The organism is Actinopolyspora alba (assembly GCF_900112765.1).
Lineage (GTDB): Bacteria > Actinomycetota > Actinomycetes > Mycobacteriales > Pseudonocardiaceae > Actinopolyspora > Actinopolyspora alba.
Genome location: NZ_FOMZ01000005.1, coordinates 149986 through 174083 on the forward strand (window position 1 = coordinate 149986; position 24098 = coordinate 174083).

Genomic DNA, 24098 nt, shown 5'->3' on the forward strand with positions numbered 1-24098 from the left:
GCTACGCGGCGGAGCTCCCGGCCGCGCTCCCCCGCCGGACGAGACATCGGGCGCGGTGAGGCCGCTCGTCCTGGCCCGTGGCCGGAGGACGGGTTCGGGGCGTACTGCCGCCACCGGCATCCGGGAGGCGGCGGAGAGGATTCGGATTGGTCTTGTCGAAACTGCTCGGCCGTGGTGCCGCGCGCAAACCCGCCCGGGAAGGCGCCAGCAACGCGCTGCCTCCCACCCCGCTGGACGGCGGGACGCTGAGCTGTCAGGTACACGACGAAGCCGATCGCCCGCTCCCCGAGGCCACCGTGACGGTGGTGAACCGGCTGAATCAGCAGGTGGCCAGCGGAACCACCGACGGGTACGGCTTCTTCCTCGCCACGGTGCAGCCGGGCACCCACAAGGTCTCGATCACCGGGGGCGGCTACCAGCGAACGGGCACCAGGGCCGAGGTCCGCACGAACCGGCACACCGCGATCGGATCCGTGCGCCTGGAGCGGGACCCGGAGAGCACGCTCCCCGAGCCCGGCGTCTGGACGTTCGATCCGGACCACACCGAGATCCGGTTCATCGCACAGCACATCGGCATGTCGAAGATCCACGGCGCCTTCCGCGAGCTGGAGGGGCGCGTCACGGTCCGGGAACCGTTCGAGAAGTCCGTGGTCGAGGTCGCCATCGACGCATCCAGCATCGACACCGGAGTGCGCATGCGTGACGACCATCTGCGCTCCGCCGACTTTCTGGACGTGGCGAACCACCCGAGGCTGTACTTCCGCAGCGACAGGTTGACCCAGCTGCGCGGTGACCGCTGGGTGGTCGGTGGTCAGCTGACGCTGCGCGGCAGGAGCAGCCCCGTGCAGCTGGACACCACCTACCTGGGAACGCGCTCCTGGAACGGCACCCGAACGGCGTGTCACTCGACCACGGAACTGCGCAGGGAGGACTACGCGGTCAACTGGCAGCAGCTGTTGAGCAAGGGGATCGGCGTTGTCGGTCCGACGGTACGGATCGAGCTGGACGTGCAAGCGGTGCTGGAGGAGTGACCCGAGAGCTCGCACCGGAGCTCGCGTTCCCGCTCGGTCGTCGTCCCGCACCGAGTCGGGCACGCGCCTCCCGCGCCACAGGGACCCGGTGCCGGAGGCTCCGCCCCACCCCCGTTACTCGTGCAGTTCCATGGTGCAGCACTTGGGGCCACCGCCGGACTTGCGCAGCTCCGAGATGTCGGTGAGCAGCGGTTCGTAGCCGTGCGCGCGCAGTCGTTCGGCGAGGCCGGTGGCCTCGCTGGGCAGCACCACGTGCTTGCCGTCGGAAACCCCGTTGAGCCCGAGGCACTCCGCGTCGGCGGAGTCGGCGATCACCGCGTCGGGGAAGAGCCTGCGCAGTACCTGTCGGGAGCCCTCGGAGAACGCCTCGGGATAGTAGGCGACCTGCGGCCGATCGCCCTTGCGGAGGACGAACAGCGCGGTGTCCAGGTGATAGTAGCGGGGATCGGTGAGCCGCAGCGATACCACCGGGACGCCGAGCACCTCCTGGGCCTCGGCGTGGGCCTGCGGATCGGTCCGGAAACCGCTGCCCGCCAGCAGCAGCTGTCCGGTCCAGGCGAAGTCACCCTCGGCCTCGTTGATCCGGGAGGGCATCACCAGATCGCGGTAGCCGCTCGTGGAGAACCACCTCCGGAAGTGCTCGGCCTCGGGAGCGCGTTCGGGTGACCTGAACCGGGCACCGAGCACTCGGCCACCGATCACCGTGGCGGAGTTCGCGGAGAAGACCATGTCGGGCAGTCCCGGCTGCGGCGGCACGGTCTCGACGGTGTGACCGAGCCGACGGTAGATGCCCGCGAGCTCACGCCACTGCGACATCGCCAGTTCGGTGTCGACGGGCTCGTCCGGGTCCATCCACGGATTGATGGAGTACTCCACCGTGAAGTGTTCCGGGGGACACATCACGTAGTGACGCCTCGTCGGCACGTTCCCGGCCGTGTCATGCCGTTGAACGGGATCGGGCGCTGCGACAGTGGAGACCGACATATTACGTAATCTAATCCCTGCTTTTGCAGCATTCAATGCGCCTTCATTGCGGCGAATACGGCAGAATGTTGCACATGGACCCCCTGGATCAACGAATCGTTTCGCAACTGGTCACCGACGCCAGGGCCAGTTACGCGGAGATCGGCGAGGCGGTGGGACTCTCCGCGCCCGCTGTGAAACGACGCGTGGACAAACTGCTGGACAACGGCGTGCTGCAGGGCTTCACCGCCGTGGTGGACCCGGAAGCGCTCGGCTGGGGGACCGAGGCCTTCGTGGAAGTGCACTGCCACGGCAACGTGCCCACCGACCGACTGCTCGCGGGGCTGGAACCGCTGCCGGAGGTGGTTCGCGCCTACACCGTCTCGGGGGAGGCGGACGCGATCGTGCACCTGCGTGCGGCCGACATCCATCACCTCGAAACCGCGCTGGAGCGGCTGCGTGCGGTCGAGTTCATCAACCGGACCGTTTCCACGGTGGTGCTGTCGCGGTTACTCGACAGACCACCCCAGGCGTAGAACTGTGCTCGGCGTGTGGGGCGTAGCTACTGCTGTGGCGGAACCTCTCGCACGGCTCTCGCTGCGGGTCCGGCGACTTCGGGTAGCGACCTACACAACGTCTCCGGCGTCCTCGCGAGCGCCGCACGGGAGAACCCGCGGCGGTGCCGACCGCGAGGGTGGTCGGAGTGCGGCCTGCGTGAGTGGTGGGAGTTCGGCGCTGTGTCGAAGCGGCGCGGCGATTTCGCGGGAAATCGACACCGCCCGGGCCGCTCAGGAGCGCGAGCGGCCGTCCCAGGCGACGAAACCGGCCTGCTCGGCGTCCGCCGGACCACGGAACCACACCTCCGCGACCACCCGATCGAAATAGGGCGAGTCGGTGGTGTGGTACTGCCGCGAGCCGAACTGCCCCTTGACCGTGTAGCTCTCGTCCGGCCTCGGTTGTTCCGGATACTTCTCGTCGGGGTACCACTCCTGCGGTTCGTTCCCGGCGTCGGTGCCGGACTCGCCTGCCGTCGCGTCCGAGGACCTCCCCCGGCCCGGGTTGTCGAGGACGTTTCCGCTCAGCACGGAGTGGGCGTTGGTGGCGGAGCCACCGCGCCGGGTGTTGGCCCCCGGAACTCTTCTGGGAAGCCCTTCGGGGGTCTCGTCGACACCCGCGGCACCACCCGACGCGGAGTCGGTGGGCCCTGCGGGGGTGGTCCCACCCGTTGTTCCCTCCGGTCCCGGGGCGGAATCCGCACCCTCGGTCACCGGCGAGGCCGAGCTGTCCGGCAGTTCGGCACCGCTGCGGTCGGGGTCGATTCCGGGCGTCACCATCGGCTCGAACAGTGAACGCAGCCTGCCGGTGAGTTCCCCCTCGGAGGACTCACCGGAGCGCTCCCCCGCCTGCTCACCGGCTGCCGTCCCCCGACGCGGCTCGCCCGGTTCCGACCCCGAACCGGGACGCTCGGAACCGCCGAACTGTCGCGTGGTCTCCGAGGCGACGTTGTCGGTGTCGTACATGTCGAACTCCGCGGCCGAGAACCACGCGCGGTCCCCGGCAGGGCCGGAGAGTTCCGCGCCGGAGCTCACCTCGGCTGGTGTGGTGGGCGTCGCGGACCACTCGGCGCCGCCCGGCGCTGGGGCCGACTCGGGGGGTTGTCTGCGCGGATGTTCCTCACGCAGCTCGCGTTCCCGCTCCAGCCGCAGCTCTGACTCGTCGAAGGAAGCGGTGTCGGAACCGCGCGGCGTCTCCTGAACGGGCTCCCACTCGCCCGTCGCGGAGCTACTCGCGCCTTCCGTCCCGGGTGCGGCCGCGAAGACGGATCCGCCGAAGTCCTCGGAGGCGGCCTCCATCCAGCGCGCGCGCTGACTGCCCAGTGGTCGGGGCACGTGCTCGGTCGGCCATTCGGCGGCGCCCGATCCGTATGGGGTGGCCGCGTCCGAGCTCTCGGGGCGGTGCGCGGCGGCTTCGGTGCCGGATTCCGGGGCGCGGTCGCGCGGTGTCCCGTTCTCCGGAACCGGCTGGACCGCGGTGTCGCGGGTCGTTCCGGTGTCCCGGTCGAGCTCGGAATAACGGTGGAACTCACTGTCCGGAACCGGTTCGGACTCCCACAGCGCGATGTCGCCCTCGGCGGACGAGCGGTCCCGCAACTCACGCAGCCGCTGGTGGGCGGGCCGCACGAACAGCAGCCAGGTGGCCGCCACACCTGCCGCGAACGCGGCCAGGCTCCACAGCCACACCTGGGTAAACAGCCACGTCACCGCTGCGGTCCTTTCTCTCGCGAAGTCAACCGGCGACGAGTGCGAGCACGACCGACACCGGCACGGTGGCGAACGACACGCCGGGGCATCTCATCGGGTGCGGGCCACGACGTAGTCGACCAACGCGAACAGCCCCTGCCGCGCCGGGCAGTCCGGCAGTCGGGCGAGCTCGACCCTCGCCTGTTCAGCGTAAGTATCGAGGGTTCGACGGGCACGAACCAACCCGGACGAGTCGCGCAACCGTCGCAACGCCTCCTGGACCTCGGCATCAGTCGTCAGTGATCCCGAGAGCAGCTCGCGTAACCGTGCGTCGGAATCGGAAGCGGTCAACTCGTAGAGCATCGGCAGTGTACGAACTCCCTCGCGGAGATCGGTACCGGGCGTCTTGCCGGACTCGTCCGGCGGAGAGGCGATGTCGATGACGTCGTCCGAGATCTGGAAAGCGGTGCCGACGATCTTTCCCACCCGTTCCAGCACACCGATCTGCTCCTGCGGCGCGCCCGAGAACAAGGCACCGAACCGGCCGCAGGTGGCGATCAGCGATCCGGTCTTCTCGTCGATCACCTCGAGGTAGTGCGCCACGAGATCCTCACCGCCCTCGACGCCGACGGTCTCGCGCATCTGACCGGTCACCAGGGACTCGAAGGTACGAGCCAGCATGCGGACCGCATCGCTGCCCAGATCGGCGGCCAGCTGGGACGCCTGCGCGAACAGGAAGTCGCCGGTGAGAATGGCGACCGAGTTGTCCCACCGGGCATTGGCGCTGCTCGCGCCCCGCCGCATGGTGGCCTCGTCCATCACGTCGTCGTGGTAGAGCGTGGCCAGGTGGACCATTTCGAGGATCACGGCCGCCTTGGTCACCTCTTCCCGCTCCGGCTCCCCGAACTCGGCGGCCAACAGCGTGAACAGCGGCCGGAACCTCTTGCCCCCCGCATCGACGAGATGGAGGGACGCGCGGGTGGCGAAGTCGAGATCGCTGTGCACCGATTCGTGCAGCAGTCGTTCCACCCGCGTCATCCCGGCCCGCACCGATTCGGCGAGCTTCGGATCGGCAATGTCGAAACCGCCGACCGCGGTGCCCGTCTCCCACGGCACACCGCCGGTCGGCTCACCAACTGGGCTGGTCACGTCACCGTCGCCTTCGTCTCCCCCGGAAATGCCCTGCGAGGGACACCTTACGACACGAAGCCACCGACACTCGCCCAGTCCAGCGCCAGCTGCGGTGCCAGCCCGAACAGCAACGTGACAACCACCCCGAGCGTGATGGCCGCGGTGGTGAAAGCCCCGGGCACGCTGACGGTGGGTCCGTCGGGTGCCGGATCGTTGAAGAACATCAGCACGATCAGGCGCAGGTACAGGAAGGCGGCCAGCGCGCTGGCCAACAGCGCTATGACCACCAGTGGCCCCATGCCCGCGGAGAACGCGGCGGAGAACACCACGAACTTGCCCATGAAACCGCTGGTCGCGGGAATACCCGCCAACGCGAGCAGCAGGAAGGTGAACACGGTGGCCAGCAGCGGCGAGCGCTTGGCCAACCCCGCCCAGTCCGAGAGGTGAGTTGCCTCACCCTCCGAGGTGCGGACCAGGCCGATGATGCCGAACACGGCCAGCGTGGTGAACCCGTAGGCGAGCAGGTAGAACAACGTGGCGGACAGGCCGCGCTCGGTCAGCGTGATCGCCCCGACCATGAGAAATCCCGCATGCGCGATCGAGGAGTAGGCGATCATGCGTTTGACGTCCCGCTGCGTCAGACCGGACACCACTCCGATGACCATCGACAGCACCGCGACGGTCCACAGCACCCAGTGCCACTCCCAGCTGGAGGCGCCGAAGGCCACGTGCAGCAGGCGCAGCATCCCGCCGAAGGCGGCGACCTTGGTGCAGGCCGCCATGAAGCCGGTCACCGCGGTGGGCGCACCGTGGTAGACGTCCGGGGTCCAGAGGTGGAACGGCCCCACCGAGCCCTTGAACAACAGCCCCATGATCACCAGCCCGAGGCCGGCGAACAGCAGTGTGTCCGAACGCAGGCTTCCCGCCGTGGCGTCGGCGATGTCGGAGAACTTCACCGAGCCCGCGTAGCCGTACAGCAGGGCCAGCCCGTACAGGAAGAACGCGGAGGCGAAGGCGCCCAGCAGGAAGTACTTGACCGCGGCTTCCTGCGAGAGCAGCCTGCGCCGCTTGGCCAGCCCGCACAGCAGGTAGAGCGGCAGGCTCAGCACCTCGAGCGCGACGAACATCGTCAGCAGATCGTTGGCCGCGCAGAACACCATCATCCCGCCGAGGGAGAACAGCGTGAGCGGGAAGACCTCGGTGCGCATCCCGGCCACCGAGGCGGTGGCGCGGTCCATCACCGACGCGGAGGCGGCGCCGGGCGCGTCGGCGGGCTGTCGCGGCGTCTCGGCGGTGTTGGTCTCGGCGACGAACGCACCGCCGGGTTCGATCGAACGATCGGCGATCAGCAGGATCGCCCCCAATGCCAACGCCAGCAGCGTTCCCCACAGGAAAAGGGTCGCCGGTCCCACGGCGACCGTGTCCGACAGGGTGGTTCCGCCGGTGTTGATCCGCCTCGCGTGCCGGATCACCTGCGCCCCCGCGAGGATCACCGCCAGCAGGCTCAGCACCACCTGCGCGGCCCAACGCTGCCGCCGGTACACGAAAGCCTCGATCAGCACACCGAGACAAGCCGCGACCAGCACGATCAACACCGGCGCGATGGCGGCGTAGTCGATCGGCGGCATGTCGGTGGGCTGCTGGGCCAGCAGTTCGGGATGCCGGTCCGGGGCACCGGTTCGCGCTACCACTCCCACTTTCAGTTACCTCCCTGAGAGGTCACGGGATCGGTGACGCCGACCTCGCTCATCGTTGCTTCCACCGAGGGGGTGATCACGTCCAGCACCGGGGCGGGGTACAGCCCCAGCAGGACGATCAGCACCACGAGCGGAGCCAGGACGCCGATCTCCCTGCCGTCGAGATCGCGGAGGGCGAGCCGACTGGCCCCGGATCCGGAACCGCTGTCCACCGCGACCTCCGGATCGGTCGCGGCTCCCGGGCCGCCGACCGAGTCGAGCAGCGCGGTCCCCGAGAGCGGTCCCTGCATCACCCGCTGGTAGAGGCGGAGCACGTAGACCGCCGCCAGCACCATCCCGATGGTGGCGAGTATCGCGAACACCGGTCGGGTGGCGAAGGAGCCGATCAGCACGAGGAACTCGCTGATGAACGAGTTGGTTCCCGGCAGCGACAACGTGCTCAGTCCCGCTATCAGCAGCATCCCGGCCAGCACCGGGGTCACACGCGCCATGCCGCCGTAGTCGGCGATCCTGCTGGAACCGCCGCGCGCGATGATCATTCCGATCACCAGCACCAGCATCCCGGTGGCGATGCTGTGGTTGACCATGTAGGAGGCCGCGCCCACCTGCGCCTGCGAGGTGAACGCGAAGATTCCCAGCGCGATGAATCCGAAGTGGGCGATCGATACGTAGGCGATGAACCGTTTGAGGTCGGTCTGCCCGAACGCCTGCAGCGAGCCGTAGAGCACGCCGATCACGCCCAGCGTGAGCACCAGCGGTGCCAGCAGTTGGGACGCCTCGGGAGCCAGCGGCAGGCTGTAGCGCAGGAATCCGAAGGTCCCCACCTTGTCCAGCACTCCCACCACGATCACCGCCACGCCGATGGGGGCCTGTTCGGTGGCGTCGGGCAGCCAGGTGTGCAGCGGAACCAGCGGTGCCTTGATGGCGAACGCCGCGAAGAAACCGAGGAAGATCCACACCTGCACCGAGGTCGGCGCGTCGGCGAGCACTCCGCGCAGCGTGGCCCAGTCGAAGGTTCCCCGCCCGGTGACGCTCGCCGCGTAGGAGTAGGCCCCGATGGCCGAGGCCAGCATGATCAGTCCACCGAGGAAGGAGTACAGGAAGAACTTCACTGCCGCGTACTGCCGCCTGCTGCCGCCGTATCCGCCGATCAGGAAGTACATCGGGATCAGCATGATCTCGAACAGCACGTAGAACACGAACAGGTCGGTGGTGGCGAACACCGCCACGGTCAGCGCCTGCTCGACGAGCAGCAGCGCGAAGAAGCCACCCCGGCTGCGCTCGGCTGGGAGCCGTTCCCGCCAGCTGAATCCCAGCACCAGCGGCATCAGCAGCGCGATCACCGCGACCATGACGAGCGCGATGCCGTCCAGCCCGAACGAGAGGCTTATGCCGTACTGGGGGATCCACTCGACGGAGCCGCTCAGTTGCAGCCTGGCCCCGCCGGGCTGGTAGCTCAGCCAGGCCACCGCCGCGAGCACCAGTTCCACCAGCGAGAAGCCCAGGGCTACCGGTTTGGCCGCGCGTTCGTTGCCGCGCAGCAGCGCCACGACGATCGCGCCGAGCAGCGGCAACAGAATCAGCGCGAGGAGCAGGTTCATCGCGTCTCCTCTTCTCCGGCTATTTCGCGGGAATTCGCACAGCGGGCCGTCGTCATGGGGTTCCCACCGAGAGCAGGGCGGCCACCAGCAGGACGCCGCCGACCAACATGGACATCGCGTAGGACCGGACGAAGCCGGTCTGCCAACGCCGCAGCACCTGCGAGGCGGCGCCGAGGGTCGTGGCGACCCCGTTGACCGCGCCGTCGACACCGACCCGGTCGAACCGCGCCAGCCCGTCGGCCAGTCCCACGGTCGGACGCACCGCCACCGCGCGGTTCAGCGCGTTGCCGTAGAGATCCGCACGGGCCGCGCGTACCAGCGGCGAGACCCGGGACGGTGCGGTCTCGGGAACGGGACGGCGCCCCACGACCAGCCAGGCCACCAGCACGCCGAGCGCGGAGAACCCGAGCGTGAACACCGGGATCACCGAGTGCGGCAGCACCGTGTGTCCCTCCTGGAGTTCGCCGAGGGCGGGGCTCAGGAAGTGCACCAACCGCTCGCCGCTGGTGAACAGGAAACCCGCTGCCACCGAGCCGATGCCGAGCACGATCATGGGCCCCGTCATCACCGGCGGCGACTCGTGGGGGTGGAACTCCCCGCCGTCGGAGGCCGTCCGGTGTTGCCAGCGCCGTTCGCCGAAGAAGGTCAGCAGCATCAGGCGGGTCATGTAGAAGGCGGTGAGTCCGGCACCGAGTACCGCCGCACCGCCGAGCGCCCAGCCCTGCCAACCGGGTTCGCCGAAGGCCGCCGCGATGATGGCTTCCTTGGAGTAGTAGCCCGAGAGGAAGGGGAAACCGATCAGCGCCAGATAGCCGACCGCGAAGGTGGCGAAGGTGATCGGCATGTAGCGGTAGAGCCCGCCGAACTTGCGCATGTCGACCTCGTCGCGCATGCCGTGCATCACCGAGCCCGCACCGAGGAACAGTGCCGCCTTGAAGAAACCGTGCGTGAGCAGGTGCATGATTCCCAGCGCGTACCCGGCCGGCCCCAGCCCGACGGCGAGCATCATGTAGCCGATCTGGCTGACCGTGGAGTAAGCCAGCACCTTCTTGATGTCGTCGTAGGCGCAGCCGATCACGCAGCCGACCAGCAGGGTGACCGCACCGACGATCGCGACCACCAGCTGACCGGTCTCGGTCATGGTGTAGAGCGGGTTGGCCCGCGCGATCAGGTAGACCCCCGCGGTGACCATGGTGGCCGCGTGGATCAGCGCCGAGACCGGCGTGGGACCCTCCATGGCGTCGGGCAGCCACGCCTGCAGCGGCACCTGGCCGGACTTGCCGCAGGCTCCCAGCAGCAGCAACAACGAGATGGCCAGCACCGTTCCCGTCGAGAGCTCCCCGGCGCGGGCGAACACCTCGGAGTACTGGGTGGTGCCGAGCCTGGCGTACAGCAGGAAGATCGCCAGCGCCAGTCCGACGTCGCCGACCCGGTTCATCACGAAGGCCTTGGTGGCCGCCCCCGCGGCGCTGGGACGCTGCTGCCAGAAACCGATGAGCAGGTAGGAGGCCAGCCCGACGCCCTCCCAGCCGAGGTAGAGGGTCACGAAGCTGTTGCCGAGCACCAGGATCAGCATCGCCGCCACGAACAGGTTCAGGTACCCGAAGAAGCGGCGCCGCTCGGTGTTGCCCCGTCCGACGCGTCCCTGCTGGTCGTGGGCCATGTAGCCGATCGAGTAGATGTGGATCAGCGCGCCGACCCCGGTGATCAGCAGCACGAAGACCAGCGACAGCGGGTCGATGCGCAGCCCGAAGTCGACCTGCAGGGAGTTGACGGGGATCCAGGAGAACAGGTGCAGCGAACGCGCGGCCTGTTCCGCCCCTCCCACGGAGGTGAACAGTGCCAGGGCGTAGCCGAAGGAGGCGATCACCGTGGCGCAGCCCAGCAGGTGTCCCCACCCGTTGGCGCGCCTGCCCGCCAACAGCAGCACCGCGGCACCGAGCAACGGAATCGCGATGATCAGCCACGCATTGTTCTGAATCGCTCCCTGAGCGGCCTGTACCGGCTCCGGAGCGGCCAGCATGGAGGTTGTCACGCCGTCTTCCAATCCGTTCCGTTGGTCCATTCGCTGTGCGTCTCGTTCCGTCGGGCTAGTACTTCAGGAGGTTGGCGTCGTCGACGGAGGCCGATCGGCGGGTGCGGTAGATGGACATGATGATGGCCAGCCCGACCACGACCTCGGCCGCGGCGACGACCATCACGAAGAAGGCCATGGCCTGCCCGTCGATCGATCCCTCGATACGCGCGAACGTCACCAGCGAAAGGTTGACCGCGTTGAGCATCAGCTCCACGCACATGAACAGCACGATCGCGTTGCGGCGTATGAGCACGCCGACCGTGCCGATGGTGAACAGCAGCGCCGAAAGCAGCAGGTAGTAGGTCGGGGTCACTGCCTGACCTCCTCGGGGGAACTCGAACCGGCGTCCGGGTGCGCGGTGTCGTCCGGGGACCGCGGGTCGTTCCGGGACCCCGTGGAACCGTTGCTCCCGGTGTGACCGCCGGAGCCGTTCTTACCGCCACCCTCGCCCGGCGTGCCGTCACCGGAACCGCTGTCGGGGGTTTCCTCCCCGTTCGGGTCCGAAATGGACTCCGACGTGCTCCGGCCGGTCCCGTGCTCCCGGTGGCCGGTTCCGGTCAGCGCGTGCGCGTCGGGCGGCGGGGCACTTCCGGAGACCGCGTCCCGGTCGGGGCGCAGCCGTTCCACGGGAGTGTTGTCCAGGATCTCGGACAGCGAGTCCTCCGCGACGGAGCCGTCCGGAAGCAGTGCCGGGGTGGCGACCGAGTTGGCCGTGGCGTAGACACCGGGGCCCGGAAGTGGGGAAGGCCTGGCGTACCTCCCCTGGAACCTGGCCTCCACGGTTTCCCGCTGCGTCATGCGCGGCTTGCGCCCCTTGCCGCCGTAGGCCAGCACCATCGCGCCGAGCGAGGCGGTTATCAGCAGCGCCGAGGTGAGCTCGAACGGGAACAGGTAGTCGGTGAAGATCACCTGCCCCAGGCCGCCGGCGGCCCCGCCGCCGGGTGACCACGGGTTCAGCGGCGCGGCGGGCACCACCGCGTCGAGCGAACGCGCCAGACCGGCCACCAGCAGCACGGCCAGCGCCACCCCGAGCACACCCGCTGCCAGCCGCTGGCCGCGCAGCACCTCGACCACGGAGTCGGACGCGTCCCTGCCGACCATCATGAGCACGAACAGGAACAGCATCATGATCGCGCCGGTGTAGACGATGATCTGGGTGAATCCGAGGAACTGCGCGCTCTGGGCCATGTACAGCACCCCGAGGCTGAGCATGGTGAGCACCAGCCACAGCGCCGAGTGCACCGCGCTGCGCGCGAAAACCATCCCGAGCGCGCCCAGCAGTGCCAGCGGCCCGAGAATCCAGAACACCACCGTCTCTCCGGTGCCCACGACGCCCTGCTGCGCGGTCTGCGCGAGCGGCGTCCGCACGAGCACCTCGGTGGTAGCCGTCATGGTCATCACCGAACGGCCTCCTCGCCACCGGTCTCGACCGTGGTGCCGTCGGGTACTCCCTGCCCGCGGGCGAGTTCCGGTCCGTTGACGTAGTAGTCCTGCTCGTCCTCACCCAGCCGCATGTCGTGCGGCGGCTGTTCCATGCCGGGCAGCAGCGGCGCGAGCAGGTCCTCCTTGGTGTAGATCAGGTTCTGCCTGTTGTCGTCGGCCGTCTCGTACTCGTTGGTCATCGTCAGCGCCCGTGTCGGGCACGCCTCGATGCACAGCCCGCAGCCGATGCAGCGCAGGTAGTTGATCTGGTAGTCGAAGCCGTAACGCTCACCGGGCGAGTACCGTTCGTCGTCGGTGTTGGTCCCGCCTTCCACGAAGATCGCGTCGGCTGGACACGCCCACGCGCACAGCTCGCACCCGACGCATTTCTCCAACCCGTCCGGATGCCGGTTCAACTGGTGCTTGCCGTGGAACCTGGGAGCCGGGATCTTCTTGACCTCGGGGTACTCCTCGGTCAGCACCGTTTTGAACATCTTGGACAGGGTGACGCCGAAGCCCTTCAGGGGATCAGTCATTCCCATCGGGTGCCTCCTTCGTTGAGCTGGTGGGCTCTTGCCCGGCTTCCGGCAGCCGGGATCGCGTACCCGTGGTGGCCGAAACCCTGGTCTCCCTGGGGGTTTCGGGGACCTTGAGGTCGAGCGGCGGCACGGGGTGGCCGCCGCCGGACAGCGGTGCCCGCGGTTCCTCCTGCTCCTCCTCCGGCGGTTTCCGGTCCGGCACGAGGAAGGCCACGATCAGCAGCAGCACCACGATGCCGCCACCGATGAACAGGAACTGCTGCGAGCCGAGCAGGTCGGCGTTGCGTATGCCCCGGATGGCGGTGACCGCGCAGATCCAGACCAGGCTGAGCGGCACCAGTATCTTCCAACCGAGGTTCATGAACTGGTCGTAGCGCAGCCTGGGCAGCGTGGCGCGCAGCCAGACGAACACGAACAGGAAGACCAAGGTCTTGCCCAGGAACCACAGCACCGGCCACCAGCCGGTGTTGAGGACCCCGTCGCCGACCAGGTACAGCGGCCAGGGAGCGTGCCAGCCGCCGAGGAACAGCGTGGTCGCCAGAGCCGAGACGGTGACCATGTTGATGTACTCGGCCAGGAAGAACAGCGCGAACTTCAGCGAGGAGTACTCGGTGTGGAACCCGCCGACCAGCTCGGACTCGGCCTCCGGCAGGTCGAAGGGCGCCCGGTTGGTCTCGCCGACCATCGCGACGGCGTAGACCAGGAAGCTGAACGGCAGCAGCGCGAAGAACCAGCCGTTCTGCTGCGCGGCCACGATTCCCGAGGTGGAAAGCGTGCCCGAGTAGAGGATGACCGCGATGAACGAGAGTCCCATCGCGATCTCGTAGGAGATCACCTGCGCGGCGGAGCGCAGCGCGCCGAGCAGTGGGTAGGGGGATCCGGACGACCAGCCGGCCAGCACGATGCCGTAAACCCCGACTGCGGCGCAGGCCAGCACCACGAGCAGGCTGACCGGCAGTTCCACCAGCTGTAGGGCGGTGGGCTCTCCGAAGATGGTGACTTCGCCGCCGATCGGGATGACCGAGAAGGCGACCAGCGCCGGGGTGGCCGAGATGACCGGCGCGAGGATGTAGATCCACTTGTCGGCCATCACCGGGCGGATGTCCTCTTTGAACGCGAGCTTGAGCCCGTCGGCCAGGGACTGCAGCATCCCGAAGGGCCCCGCGCGGTTCGGCCCGGGGCGCTGCTGCATCCTGCCGATGACCCTGCGCTCGGCCCAGATGGTCAGCAGCGTCATGACCACCAGGAAGGCGAACGTGGCCACTACCTTGATCAGGATGAGCCAGATGGGGTCGTCGGAGATCAGCCGTGCCGTCTCGTTCATGCGACACCCCCGTCGGTACCGGTGTGGCCGTTGCCGTTCGGACCGTGCCCGGCGGCACCGAGACCGCCCGCGCTGTGACCGTTGGCGCCGTCGTTGTGACCGTTCGCGCCGTGGCCGTTGGTCACCGCCGCCGAGACCGTCTCCCCGGGCGCGGTTTCATCCGGTTCCGGGCTTTTCGGCCCACCACCGGGCGGGGGCAGTGGACCGGCCGCGAGGCCGACCACCGTGCCGTGCCCCGCCCCGAGCACGCTCCGGACCTTGGCCGGTCCCGAGTTGCCCGGCAACCAGACCACGCCGTCCGGCATCTCGACGATCTCGGACTCCAGCGCGACGGTTCCCCGCTCCGTGCTGACGCGGACCGGCTGGTGCGGTTCGATGCCGAGCCGCCGCGCGGTGTCGCGGGAGATCCGCGCCACGGGTGGCCTGGCCGTGCCCGCGAGGTTCGGTTCGTCGTGCTGCATCGAACCGTTGTCCAGCAGGTGACGCCAGCTCGCCAGCAGTGCTTTGTCCCCGACCGGTTCGACGACCGGCTCGGCCGGTATGTCCGGGGGCTTCGGCCGGGCGCCGGGATTCGCACCCAACCGTTGGATCTCGGCGGCCACCGCGGTCGGGGTCTGGGTGAACAGGTCCACGTCCATCTCCACCGCGAGGGTGTCCAGCACCCGGCAGTCCGGCAGCGCACCGGTGCCCTCGATGGTGATCTCGAACTCGCGGGAACGTCCCTCCCAGTTCAGGAAGGTGCCGGACTTCTCGACCGTGGGCGCGATGGGAAGCACCACGTCGGCGTGCTCGGTCACGCCGGAGGGGCGCAGTTCGAGGCTGACGACGAACCCGGCCGCCCGCAGCGCGCGGCGGGCCTGCTCGGGGTCCGGCAGATCGTCGGGATCGACCCCGCCGACCAGCAGGCCGGACAGCTCACCGGACTCCGCCGCGGCGAGGATGCCGTCGAGCTCCCGGCCGGGGATGCTGGGCAGGCTCCCCTCCGGGACACCCCATGCCCGCTCGATCCCCGAGCGCACCACCGAGTCGGAGACGGGGCGGCCGTTGGGAAGCAGCGTCGGAAGCGTCCCCGCCTCCACGGCACCGCGTTCCCCGGCACGGCGCGGAATCCAGGCGATACCGGCGCCGGTGCGTTCGGCCAGCCGCATCGCGGCGGTGTAGACCCCGGAAACCTGAGCGCACCGCTCGCCCAGCAGCAGGACGGCACCCGGCTCGGACAGCGCCTGTTCCACTTCGGACGGAAGTTCGTACAGCGCGGCGGCCTCCCCGCCCGGCAGGCAGGGCAGCAGTCCCCCGCTGTGGATGGGGCTGCCGGAGTCGGCGATGTCGGTGGTCTTCTCCACACCGGGCGAGTCCCACTGGCCGAGGTGGAACACCCTGGTTCCCGAGTCGCGGGCGGCCTTGCGCAGCCGGAGGAAGACGATGGGCGACTCCTCCTCGGGTTCGAAGGCCACGCACAGCACCGTGGGGGCGGTTTCCAGCGAGGAGTAGCTGACGCCGTCCTCCGGCCCGGTTCCGACCACCGAGGCACCCAGGAAGTCGAGCTCCTCGGTGGAGTGCGGCCTGGCGCGGTGATCGATGTCGTTGGTGCCCAGCGCCATCCGCGCGAACTTCCCGTAGGCGTAGGCGTCCTCACGGGTGAGCCTGCCTCCGGGCAGCACCCCGACACCGCGCGAGTCGCGCGCGGTGAGCAGCCCGTCCGCCGCCCGGCGCAGCGCCTCGGTCCAGGAGGTCTCCCGCAGCTCGCCCGACTCCGCGTCCCGCACCATCGGGCGGGTGAGTCGGTCGCTGGCGGTCGCGTACCGGAACGCGAAGCGCCCCTTGTCGCAGTTCCACTCCTCGTTGACCTCGGGGTCCTCGCCCGCCAGCCTGCGCATCACCTTGCCGCGACGCCAGTCGGTGCGCTGCGAGCAGCCAGAGGCGCAGTGCTCGCAGACCCCCGGGGTGGACACGAGATCGAACGGGCGGGAGCGGAACCGGTAAGCCGCGCTGGTGAGCGCTCCCACTGGGCAGATCTGGATGGTGTTCCCGGAGAAATAGGACTGGAACGGCTGCTGCTCGCCGATGCCGATCTGCTGCGTGGCGCCGCGTTCGAGCAGCTCGATGAACGGATCCCCCGCGATCTGCTTGGAGAACCTGGTGCAGCGCTGGCAGAGCACACAGCGCTCCCGGTCCAGCAGGATCTGCGAGGAGATCGAGACCGGCTTGGCGAAGGTGCGCTTCTTGTCCACGAACCGCGACTCGCTGCGCCCGTGCTTGAGCGCCTGGTTCTGCAGCGGGCACTCCCCGCCCTTGTCGCAGATGGGGCAGTCCAGCGGGTGGTTGATCAGCAGCAGCTCCATCACGCCCTGCTGGGCCTTGTCGGCCACCTGCGAGGTCTGCTGGGTGTTGACCACCATCCCGTCGGCCACCGCCGTGGTGCAGGAGGCCGCGGGTTTGGGCATCGGTTTGCCGTTGACCTCGACCTCGACCAGGCACTGCCTGCAGGCACCCGCCGGATCGAGCAGCGGGTGGTCGCAGAACCGGGGAATCACGATGCCCAGCCGCTCGGCGGTACGGATCACCAGCTCGCCCTTCGGGGCGTCGACCTCGATACCGTCGATGGTCAGCCGGACGTGTCCTTCCGGTACCGGACGGGACTGCGCGGCGTCGTTTCCGGACGCGGATGCCACCGTCATCGGGCCACTCCTGCCAGTGCGGGTTCCTCTGTCGTGTCCTGCCCGCGGTTGCTCTCGCACAGGGCGAGGAACTCTTCGCGGAAGTACTTGATGCCGCTGGTGATCGGGCTGACAGCGCCGTCACCCAGCGCGCAGAACGAACGTCCGAGCACGTTGTCGCAGACGTCGAGCAGCGTGTCGATGTCCTGCTCGGTGCCGCGCCCGTCCACCATTCGCTCCAGCACCTGCGCCAGCCAGAAACACCCCTCGCGACACGGGGTGCACTTGCCGCACGACTCGTGCTCGTAGAACTGGGTCCACTTCATCACCGCCCAGGGCACGGAAACCGTCTCGTTGAAGATCATCAACGCGGTGGTGCCCAGCATGGATCCGGCCTCGGTCGCCCCCTCGAAGTCGAGCGGCACGTCGAGGTGGTCGGCGGTGAACAGCGGGGTGGAGGAGCCGCCCGGAGTCCAGAACTTCAGCGGGATTCCGTCCTTCATGCCGCCCGCCAGTTCCAGCAGTTCCCGCAGCGTCGTGCCCAGCGGAGCCTCGTACTGCCCGGGGCGTTCCACGTGCCCGGACAGCGAGAAGATCTTCGGCCCGGGGGACTTCTCCCGCCCCATCGCGCGGAACCAGTCCGAACCGCCGTTGACGATGTAGGGCACCGAGGCGATCGTCTCGACGTTGTTCACGGTGGTGGGAGACGAGTACAACCCCGCCTGCGCGGGGAAGGGTGGCTTCAACCTGGGTTGGCCGCGCTTGCCCTCCAACGAGTCGAGCAGCGCGGTCTCCTCGCCGCAGATGTAGGCACCGGCTCCGGCGTGCACCACCATGTCCAGGTCGAACCCGGAGTCCAGGATGTTCTTGCCGAGGTAGCCCGCGTCGTAGGCCTCGCGCACCGCGTGGTGCAGCCTGCGGATGCAGTGCAGCGCCTCGCCGCGCACGTAGATCATGCAGGTGCTCGCCCGCATCGCGTAGGCGGCGATGACGCAGCCCTCGATCAGCGAGTGCGGGTCGGCCATCATCAGCGGGACGTCCTTGCACGTCCCCGGCTCACCCTCGTCGGCGTTGATCACCAGGTAGTGCGGCCGGGAACGGTCCTTGGGCATGAAGCCCCACTTCACCCCGGAGGGAAAGCCCGCGCCGCCCCTGCCGCGCAGCCCGGCCGTCTTGACCAGTTCGATGAGCTGGTCGGGATCGGCCGAGAGCGCGGTGCGCAGCGCGGTGTAGCCCTCCAGCTGCTCGTAGGTGCGCAACGACCAGGACTCCGGGGACAGCCAGCGCCGGGTGAGCACGGGAGTCAACGGACTCACCGCGGCCCGTTCCGGGGCGCTGCCGTCTGATGCGTTCGCTTCGGTCATCGCCTGCCCTCACTTCTTCTCCGGGATGGGCGGAAATTCGACCTCGTCGGGCATCGGTGGTGCGTTCCAGCCCTGTTCACGGGCGAGTTCGGCACCGCGCACCGTCTCGGGGGCCGCGGCCGAAGACTCGGCGGCCTCCTCCGCACCGGGTCCGTCGAAGAACCCGGCGAGCTGGCGCTCGGTGTCCCGGAAGTCGGTCAACGGCGCGCCGCGGCTGGGCCGTGGCCGTTCACCGCGCCGCAGCGCCCGGACCGTCTCCAGCGCGCTCTCGGCCGTCTGGTTGTCGAAGTACTCGTAGTTGACCTGCAGCACCGGCGCGAAGTCGCAGGCCGCCAGGCACTCGGCGTGTTCCAGCGTCACCGAGCCCTCGGCACCGGGGGTGCCCGCGGTCTCCTCGTGTCCGGCGCCCAGCTCCTCGGACAGCGCACGGTAGATGCCGTCGCCGCCCATCGCGGCGCACAGCGTGTTGGTGCACACGCTGACCAGGAACTGCCCGCACGGTTGCCGCTTGTACATCGTGTAGAACGTGGCGACCGCGTTGACCTCGGCGGTGGACAGCGCGAGCCGCTCGGCGCAGAACCGCATTCCCTCGGCGGTGACGTGCCCCTCCACCGACTGCACCAGGTGCAGCATCGGAAGCAGCGCCGAGCGGGACTCGGGATAGCGCTCGATGATGCTTCGCGCCTCGGCACGGACGCGTTCGCCGAACACTGCCTCCCCCGCCGCGGCTTGCTCCGCCGACTCGGCCGGGGACTGCCCACCGGGGGTGAGCACGTGCTCGGTGGTCGTGTAGTCGAACTGCTCGGTCATCTAGCGGTCCACCCCACCCATCACAGGATCGATCGAGGCCACGACGGCGATCACGTCGGCGACGAGCCCGCCTTCGGCCATCGCCGGGAACGCCTGCAGGTTCACGAAGCTGGGGTCCCGGACGTGCACCCGCATCGGGCGGGTTCCGCCGTCCGACACGTGGTGGTAGCCCAGCTCGCCCCTGGGAGCCTCGACCGGCGTGTACGCCTGGCCCGGCGGGACGTCGAATCCCTCCGTGACCAGCTTGAAGTGGTGGATCAGCGACTCCATCGACTGACCCATGATCTTGCGGACGTGGTCCAGCGAGTTGCCCATGCCGTCCGGCCCGATGCTCAGCTGGGCGGGCCAGGCGATCTTGGGGTCGTCGACCATGACCGGCCCGGGCTCCAGCTTGTCCATGCACTGCCGGACGATCCGCAGCGACTGCCGGATCTCCTCCACCCGCAGCAGGAACCGCGAGTAGCAGTCGGCATCGGTGCTGGTGGGAACCTCGAAGTCGAACTGCTCGTAACCGCAGTAGGGCTCGACTTTGCGCAGGTCCCAGGCCAGTCCGGCCGAACGCAGGATCGGACCGGTGGTGCCCAGCGCCAGGCAGGCGTCCAGCGGCAGGTAACCGACGCCCTTGAGGCGTTGTTTCCAGATCGGCTGGCCGCTGAACAGCTTGTCGTAGTCGGGCAGCCGGCTCTCCATGACCTTGCAGAACTCCAGGACCTTCTCCCTGGAGTTCTCCGGGATGTCCTGGGCGACCCCGCCCGGCCGGATGAAGGCGTGGTTCATCCGGAGCCCGGTGAGGAACTCCAGCAGGTGCAGCACCTCTTCGCGGTCGCGGAACCCGAAGGTCATTCCGGTGGTGGAACCGAGTTCCATCGCGCCGGTGGCCAGGAAGACCAGGTGCGAGGAGATCCGGTTGAGCTCCATCAGCAGCACCCGGATCGTCTCCGCGCGTTCCGGCGCGGACACCCGCAGCAGCTTCTCCACGCCCAGGGAGTAGGCGGTCTCGTTGTGCAGCGGGGCCAGGTAGTCCATCCGCGTGACGAACGTGACGCCCTGGGTCCAGGTGCGATACTCGGTGTTCTTCTCGATACCGGTGTGCAGGTAGCCGATCACCGAGCGGGCCTTGGTGACGGTCTCGCCCTCGAGCTCCAGAACCAGCCGCAGCACGCCGTGGGTGGAGGGGTGCTGCGGCCCGAGGTTGATGACGACGCGCTCCTCCTGCTGCGTGTCGTCCAGGAAGTCCTCCCAGTCACCTCCGGTGACCGTGTAGACCCTGCCCTCCGTGGTCTCCCGGGCGGAGGCGGCGAACGGGTCGCCACCGGACCGATCACCGCCGGACCCGTCACCACCCGGTCGGGAACCGGTGGGGGTTTCGGCGTCGATACTCATGCTGCCTCCTCGAACAGCGCGACCGCCCGGCTCCGAGTCCGGAGGCCGCACCCGATGGATCCAGGCCCGCTCACGTGTAGGACCTGCGCTGGTCGGGCGGTGGAACCTCGGCTCCCTTGTACTCCACCGGGATGCCACCGAGCGGATAGTCCTTGCGCTGCGGGTGGCCGTCCCAGTCGTCCGGCATGAGGATCCGCGTCAGGGCCGGGTGGTCGTCGTAGACGATGCCGTACATGTCCCAGGCCTCCCGCTCCTGGAAGTCGGCCGTCGGATAGACGTCGACCACCGAGGGAACGTGCGGATCGGCCACGTCCACGGCGACCTCGACGCGGATCCGACGCCGGTAGGTCAACGAGGTGAGGTGGCACACCGAGTGCAACCGCTGCGGCACGTCGGGGCCGTAGTCCACCCCGGACAGACTGCTGCAGAGTTCGAACCGCAGCGCGGGCTCGTCGCGGAACGTCCGGCAGATCTCGACCAGGTGCTCCCGGTCGACGTAGAAGGTGATCTCGCCGCGGTCCACGGTGATCCGCAGTACCGCCGAGTCCGGGATACCGCGCCGTTTCATGCCCTCGAACAGCTCGTCCGCCACCTCGTCGAACCAGCCCCCGTAGGGCCGTTCCGCCTCCGGTGGCACGTAGGCGGGCACCCGGAGACCGCCGTAGCCCGAGGTGTCCCCGCTGCCGGTCACACCGAACATGCCCTTCCGGGCGCGGCCCGCAACCATCCGCTCGGTGGCCGCCTCCTCGGTAGGACCGGTGTGCTCGGCCGCCGTCTCCGGGAGCCCCCCGCTGGATTCGTCACCGCTCATCGCCGAATCACCTGCCCACCGTCGTCTCGTTCGGTTCCGCGCGGCCACGGGAGTCACCGGGCGGCAAACTCTCGATCCCGGCGGCGCCCAGCTCGCCCTCCGCGCCCATCTCGCGGCGCTGCGCGTTCTGCTGCCGCTCGGCCATGCGCCGCTTGGAGCCGCTGCGGGGTGCGTACTTCTCGGAGGAGGCGGGCAGTTCCGTGCGGTGCCCCTGCTCCACCTGCTCGGCCGCGCGCTTGCCGTTGATGGGCTCGTCCATGACCTTGGCGTGCAGCTTGAGGATCGCGTCGAGCAGCATCTCCGGGCGCGGCGGACAGCCGGGCAGGTACATGTCCACCGGAACCACGTGGTCCACGCCCTGCACGACCGCGTAGTTGTTGAACATCCCGCCGCTGGAGGCGCAGACCCCCATCGCGAGCACCCAGCGGGGCTCGGGCATCTGGTCGTAGATCTGCCGCAGCACCGGGGCCATCTTGTTGGTGACCCGACCGGCGACGATCATCAGATCGGCCTGCCGGGGTGTGGCCGAGAACCGCTCCATCCCGAACCGGGCGATGTCGTAGCGGGAACCGCCCACGGTCATCATCTCGATGGCGCAGCAGGCCAGCCCGAACGTGGCGGGCCACATCGAGGTCTTACGGGTCCAGTTGACGAGTTTTTCCACATTGGCCAGCAGGATGCCGTTGGGCAGGCTTTCCTCAAGCCCCATCTCGGCACTCCTTCCCACGAGTCGCCCCGGTGAACGGGGCACCACCGATCCCGACGCGCCCGCACCGGGCGGCTGTCGTACTCACTTCGCCGGTCAGTTCCAATCGAAACCACCACGCCGCCACACGTAGAGATCGGCGAAACCGAAGGTCAGGATGAACAGAATCACCGCGACCACGCCGTAGAGCCCGAGAGCGTCCGCGGAAACGGCGTAGGGGAACAGAAAGACCATCTCGATGTCGAAGAGGATGAACATCATGGCCGTCAGGTAGTAGGCGACCGGCATCCGGCCACCGCCACCGACCGGCTGCGGCGAGGGTTCGATCCCGCACTCGTAGGCGTCGAGCTTGGCCTTGTTGTACCGACGCGGACCGACCAGCGGCGCGATCGCGACGGAGAACGCGGCGAAGCCGAACGCCAACGCGAACATCAGCACCAGCGGGATGTAGGGATCCAGCACTGTGCCTGCCTCCTTAATCCAGTTCCCGCTACGCCCCGAGCGAACTCGGCGACCACACTCAGCACTTTATGCGCCCGGTTGTACGCACCTCGTATTGAGGTGAACCTAACTTTATGAATTACCGCACAAAGCCGCCGAAATCTGATCAGACGGGCGCCCTCAGGCGCTAGGTGTGAGCCGAGTAGTGGTACTTATCACACGGTCCACGGCGTCACCTCCCCTGCTGTCGTAGAGGTTGGCCAGCAGCTTGAGCACGAAGCGCATCAGCGACTTGCGGGGGAGTCCGTACTTGGTGGCGGTGCGCATCACCGTCGGATGACCGATGATCTTGCTGAACAGGTTTCCCATTCGGAAGTAGCCGCCCAGCGACTCGGCGACGGCGCCGGGGTAGCGGGCCAGCGCGCGCTCCCTGGCCGCGGCGTCCGTACGAGACCTCGCCTGGATCACGCACTCGGCGGCCAACCGTGCCGCCTCCATCGCGTAGGCGATCCCCTCGCCGTTGAACGGGTTGACCATTCCGCCGGAGTCGCCGACCAGCAACAGGCCGGAGCTGTAGTGCGGCATCCGGTTGAACCCCATCGGCAGCGCGGCACCGCCGATCCTGCCGGTGGCGTTGGCCTCCCGAAGTCCCCATTCCTCCGGGGTGCCGTCCAGCCAGGTGCGGAGCAGCGCACGGTAGTCGGTCTTGCCGTACGCCTTCGAGGTGGACAGCACACCCAGCCCCACGTTGACGGTGCCGTCGCCCATGCCGAAGATCCAGCCGTAGCCGGGCAGCAGCTCGGCACCCTTCGGGTTCGAGTTGTTCCAGAGCTCCACGTGCGACTCCAGGTAGTCGTCGTCGGCGCGCGGGCTCTCGTAGTAACGCCGGACTGCCACACCCATCGGGCGGTCCTCCCTGCGCTGCAGGCCCATGGACAGCGCCAGCCTGCCGGAAACCCCCTCGCAGGAGATGACCAGCGGAGCCCGGTAGCTGACCTCGGTGCGCTCCGGCCCGGACTTGGCTTGCACGCCGGTGATACGACCGGTTCGCTCGTCGGTGATGGCCTCGGTCACCGAGGTCCGCTGCACCAACCTCGCTCCCGCCCGCTGCGCGTGGCGTATCAGCAGGTCGTCGAAGTCGTTCCTGGGACGGACGACGCCGTAGGGCGGGTACTCCGCCAGTTCCGGCCAGTCCATTTCCAGCCGCACGCCGCCTCCGACGACCCGGAGGCCCCGGTTGTGCAGCCAGCCCGCTTCCGGGCGGGTGTCCACCCCGAGGTCGATGAGTTCCTTGACCCCGCGCGGTGTGATTCCGTCGCCGCACACCTTCTCCCGGGGGAAGGCGCTCTTCTCCAGGACGAGAACGTCCAGCCCCGCCTTGGCGAGGTAGGTGGCGGCGGTGGCCCCCGCCGGTCCCGCTCCGACGACGATGACCTCGGCGTCGTCGGTGGCCCGGCCTCGGATGGGGGTGGTTGTCATGGTGCTCCTTGTCCAGCCTTGCTGTTCGGATCGACGTCGTTCCCCTCCGATGATCCCGGCGGAACACGCCGCCGCACCGCCCGAGCGACATCGGCGACCTTGTGAATAAGTTCACTAACGAGTCTAGGACGGACATCCCGCGCGATCGAGACATCGCGAGCGAAAGAAACTCACGGCCGCGGCGGAGCAGGGCGGAAGACACGAACGCGGGCCGGGAGGGGACACGGCATCGTCCGCCCGGGGCGGTATCGGGCACTGCTTCCACCGGGGGTTCCGACTACGCCGTTCGGGCGGCGTCAATTTCCCACGAAATTGACGCCGCAGTGCGGCGGTGCGGCCCCCGAACTCCGTCGATTTCCCACGAAATCGCCGCGCCGCTACGACGCGGGGCCGAGCTCCCACCACCCTCGCAGGCCGAACCC

At 68.7% G+C, this 24098-nt stretch carries 20 protein-coding genes; 2 read left to right on the forward strand and 18 right to left on the reverse strand.

The window, feature by feature from the left end:
• The first annotated feature begins 146 nt into the window (after positions 1 to 146).
• The gene (locus BM150_RS08825) at positions 147 to 1031 is read left to right on the forward strand and encodes a YceI family protein (RefSeq protein WP_092925952.1); all 885 of its coding nucleotides are present in this window, start codon (positions 147 to 149) and stop codon (positions 1029 to 1031) included.
• Positions 1032 to 1145: 114 nt separating this feature from the next.
• On the opposite strand, the gene ddaH is transcribed toward BM150_RS08825, so the two are convergent.
• Complete coding sequence (gene ddaH / locus BM150_RS08830) at positions 1146 to 2015, reverse strand: dimethylargininase (RefSeq protein ID WP_092925954.1); 870 nt, start codon at positions 2013 to 2015, stop codon at positions 1146 to 1148.
• A 74-nt stretch (positions 2016 to 2089) separates the two neighbouring features.
• On the opposite strand from ddaH, the gene BM150_RS08835 reads away from it, so the two are divergent.
• On the forward strand, positions 2090 to 2530 hold the full coding sequence (locus tag BM150_RS08835) for an Lrp/AsnC family transcriptional regulator (protein ID WP_165400710.1): 441 nt from the start codon (positions 2090 to 2092) through the stop codon (positions 2528 to 2530).
• A gap of 252 nt (positions 2531 to 2782) precedes the next feature.
• Here BM150_RS08835 and BM150_RS08840 read toward each other — a convergent pair whose 3' ends face one another.
• The 17 genes from BM150_RS08840 to BM150_RS08920 form a co-directional block, all read right to left on the reverse strand.
• On the reverse strand, positions 2783 to 4255 hold the full coding sequence (locus BM150_RS08840; protein ID WP_092925958.1) for a sunset domain-containing protein: 1473 nt from the start codon (positions 4253 to 4255) through the stop codon (positions 2783 to 2785).
• Positions 4256 to 4345: 90 nt separating this feature from the next.
• On the reverse strand, positions 4346 to 5383 hold the full coding sequence (locus BM150_RS08845) for a polyprenyl synthetase family protein (RefSeq protein WP_281243673.1): 1038 nt from the start codon (positions 5381 to 5383) through the stop codon (positions 4346 to 4348).
• Positions 5384 to 5430: 47 nt separating this feature from the next.
• On the reverse strand, positions 5431 to 6993 hold the full coding sequence (gene nuoN, locus BM150_RS08850; protein ID WP_092926275.1) for an NADH-quinone oxidoreductase subunit NuoN: 1563 nt from the start codon (positions 6991 to 6993) through the stop codon (positions 5431 to 5433).
• A gap of 71 nt (positions 6994 to 7064) precedes the next feature.
• Positions 7065 to 8663 carry an NADH-quinone oxidoreductase subunit M gene (locus BM150_RS08855; RefSeq protein WP_092925960.1) on the reverse strand — a complete coding sequence of 533 codons (1599 nt, stop codon included), beginning with the start codon at positions 8661 to 8663 and terminating at the stop codon, positions 7065 to 7067.
• Between the two features lie 52 nt (positions 8664 to 8715).
• Positions 8716 to 10686, reverse strand: coding sequence for an NADH-quinone oxidoreductase subunit L (gene nuoL / locus BM150_RS08860; RefSeq protein WP_217641508.1), 1971 nt, complete (start codon positions 10684 to 10686; stop codon positions 8716 to 8718).
• Between the two features lie 67 nt (positions 10687 to 10753).
• Positions 10754 to 11053, reverse strand: coding sequence for an NADH-quinone oxidoreductase subunit NuoK (nuoK, locus tag BM150_RS08865; RefSeq protein ID WP_092626357.1), 300 nt, complete (start codon positions 11051 to 11053; stop codon positions 10754 to 10756).
• On the reverse strand, positions 11050 to 12132 hold the full coding sequence (locus BM150_RS08870; protein WP_342752559.1) for an NADH-quinone oxidoreductase subunit J: 1083 nt from the start codon (positions 12130 to 12132) through the stop codon (positions 11050 to 11052). Before BM150_RS08870 ends, nuoK begins: the two co-directional genes overlap by 4 nt.
• Positions 12133 to 12137: 5 nt before the next feature.
• Positions 12138 to 12704, reverse strand: a complete 567-nt coding sequence (nuoI, locus tag BM150_RS08875) for an NADH-quinone oxidoreductase subunit NuoI (RefSeq protein WP_092626359.1) — start codon at positions 12702 to 12704, stop codon at positions 12138 to 12140.
• The gene (nuoH, locus tag BM150_RS08880; RefSeq protein WP_092925962.1) at positions 12691 to 14025 is read right to left on the reverse strand and encodes an NADH-quinone oxidoreductase subunit NuoH; all 1335 of its coding nucleotides are present in this window, start codon (positions 14023 to 14025) and stop codon (positions 12691 to 12693) included. Before nuoH ends, nuoI begins: the two co-directional genes overlap by 14 nt.
• Entirely contained in the window at positions 14022 to 16703 is a 2682-nt protein-coding gene (locus tag BM150_RS08885; protein ID WP_092925964.1) for an NADH-quinone oxidoreductase subunit G, read from the reverse strand. Before BM150_RS08885 ends, nuoH begins: the two co-directional genes overlap by 4 nt.
• Entirely contained in the window at positions 16700 to 18046 is a 1347-nt protein-coding gene (gene nuoF / locus BM150_RS08890; protein ID WP_092925966.1) for an NADH-quinone oxidoreductase subunit NuoF, read from the reverse strand. The genes BM150_RS08885 and nuoF overlap by 4 nt, the downstream gene beginning before the upstream one ends.
• A 9-nt stretch (positions 18047 to 18055) precedes the next feature.
• The gene (gene nuoE / locus BM150_RS08895) at positions 18056 to 18856 is read right to left on the reverse strand and encodes an NADH-quinone oxidoreductase subunit NuoE (RefSeq protein WP_092925968.1); all 801 of its coding nucleotides are present in this window, start codon (positions 18854 to 18856) and stop codon (positions 18056 to 18058) included.
• A complete protein-coding gene (locus BM150_RS08900; RefSeq protein ID WP_245755374.1) occupies positions 18857 to 20239 on the reverse strand; it encodes an NADH-quinone oxidoreductase subunit D in 1383 nt (460 codons plus the stop codon). It abuts the gene before it with no gap.
• A 70-nt stretch (positions 20240 to 20309) separates the two neighbouring features.
• Complete coding sequence (locus BM150_RS08905; protein WP_092925970.1) at positions 20310 to 21050, reverse strand: NADH-quinone oxidoreductase subunit C; 741 nt, start codon at positions 21048 to 21050, stop codon at positions 20310 to 20312.
• Between the two features lie 7 nt (positions 21051 to 21057).
• Positions 21058 to 21759 carry a NuoB/complex I 20 kDa subunit family protein gene (locus BM150_RS24720; RefSeq protein WP_092925972.1) on the reverse strand — a complete coding sequence of 234 codons (702 nt, stop codon included), beginning with the start codon at positions 21757 to 21759 and terminating at the stop codon, positions 21058 to 21060.
• A 93-nt stretch (positions 21760 to 21852) separates the two neighbouring features.
• Positions 21853 to 22218: an NADH-quinone oxidoreductase subunit A gene (locus BM150_RS08915; RefSeq protein ID WP_092626373.1), complete on the reverse strand. Its 366-nt coding sequence runs from the start codon at positions 22216 to 22218 to the stop codon at positions 21853 to 21855.
• Between the two features lie 159 nt (positions 22219 to 22377).
• Positions 22378 to 23676, reverse strand: a complete 1299-nt coding sequence (locus BM150_RS08920) for a geranylgeranyl reductase family protein (RefSeq protein ID WP_092925974.1) — start codon at positions 23674 to 23676, stop codon at positions 22378 to 22380.
• Between the last annotated feature and the right edge of the window lie 422 nt (positions 23677 to 24098).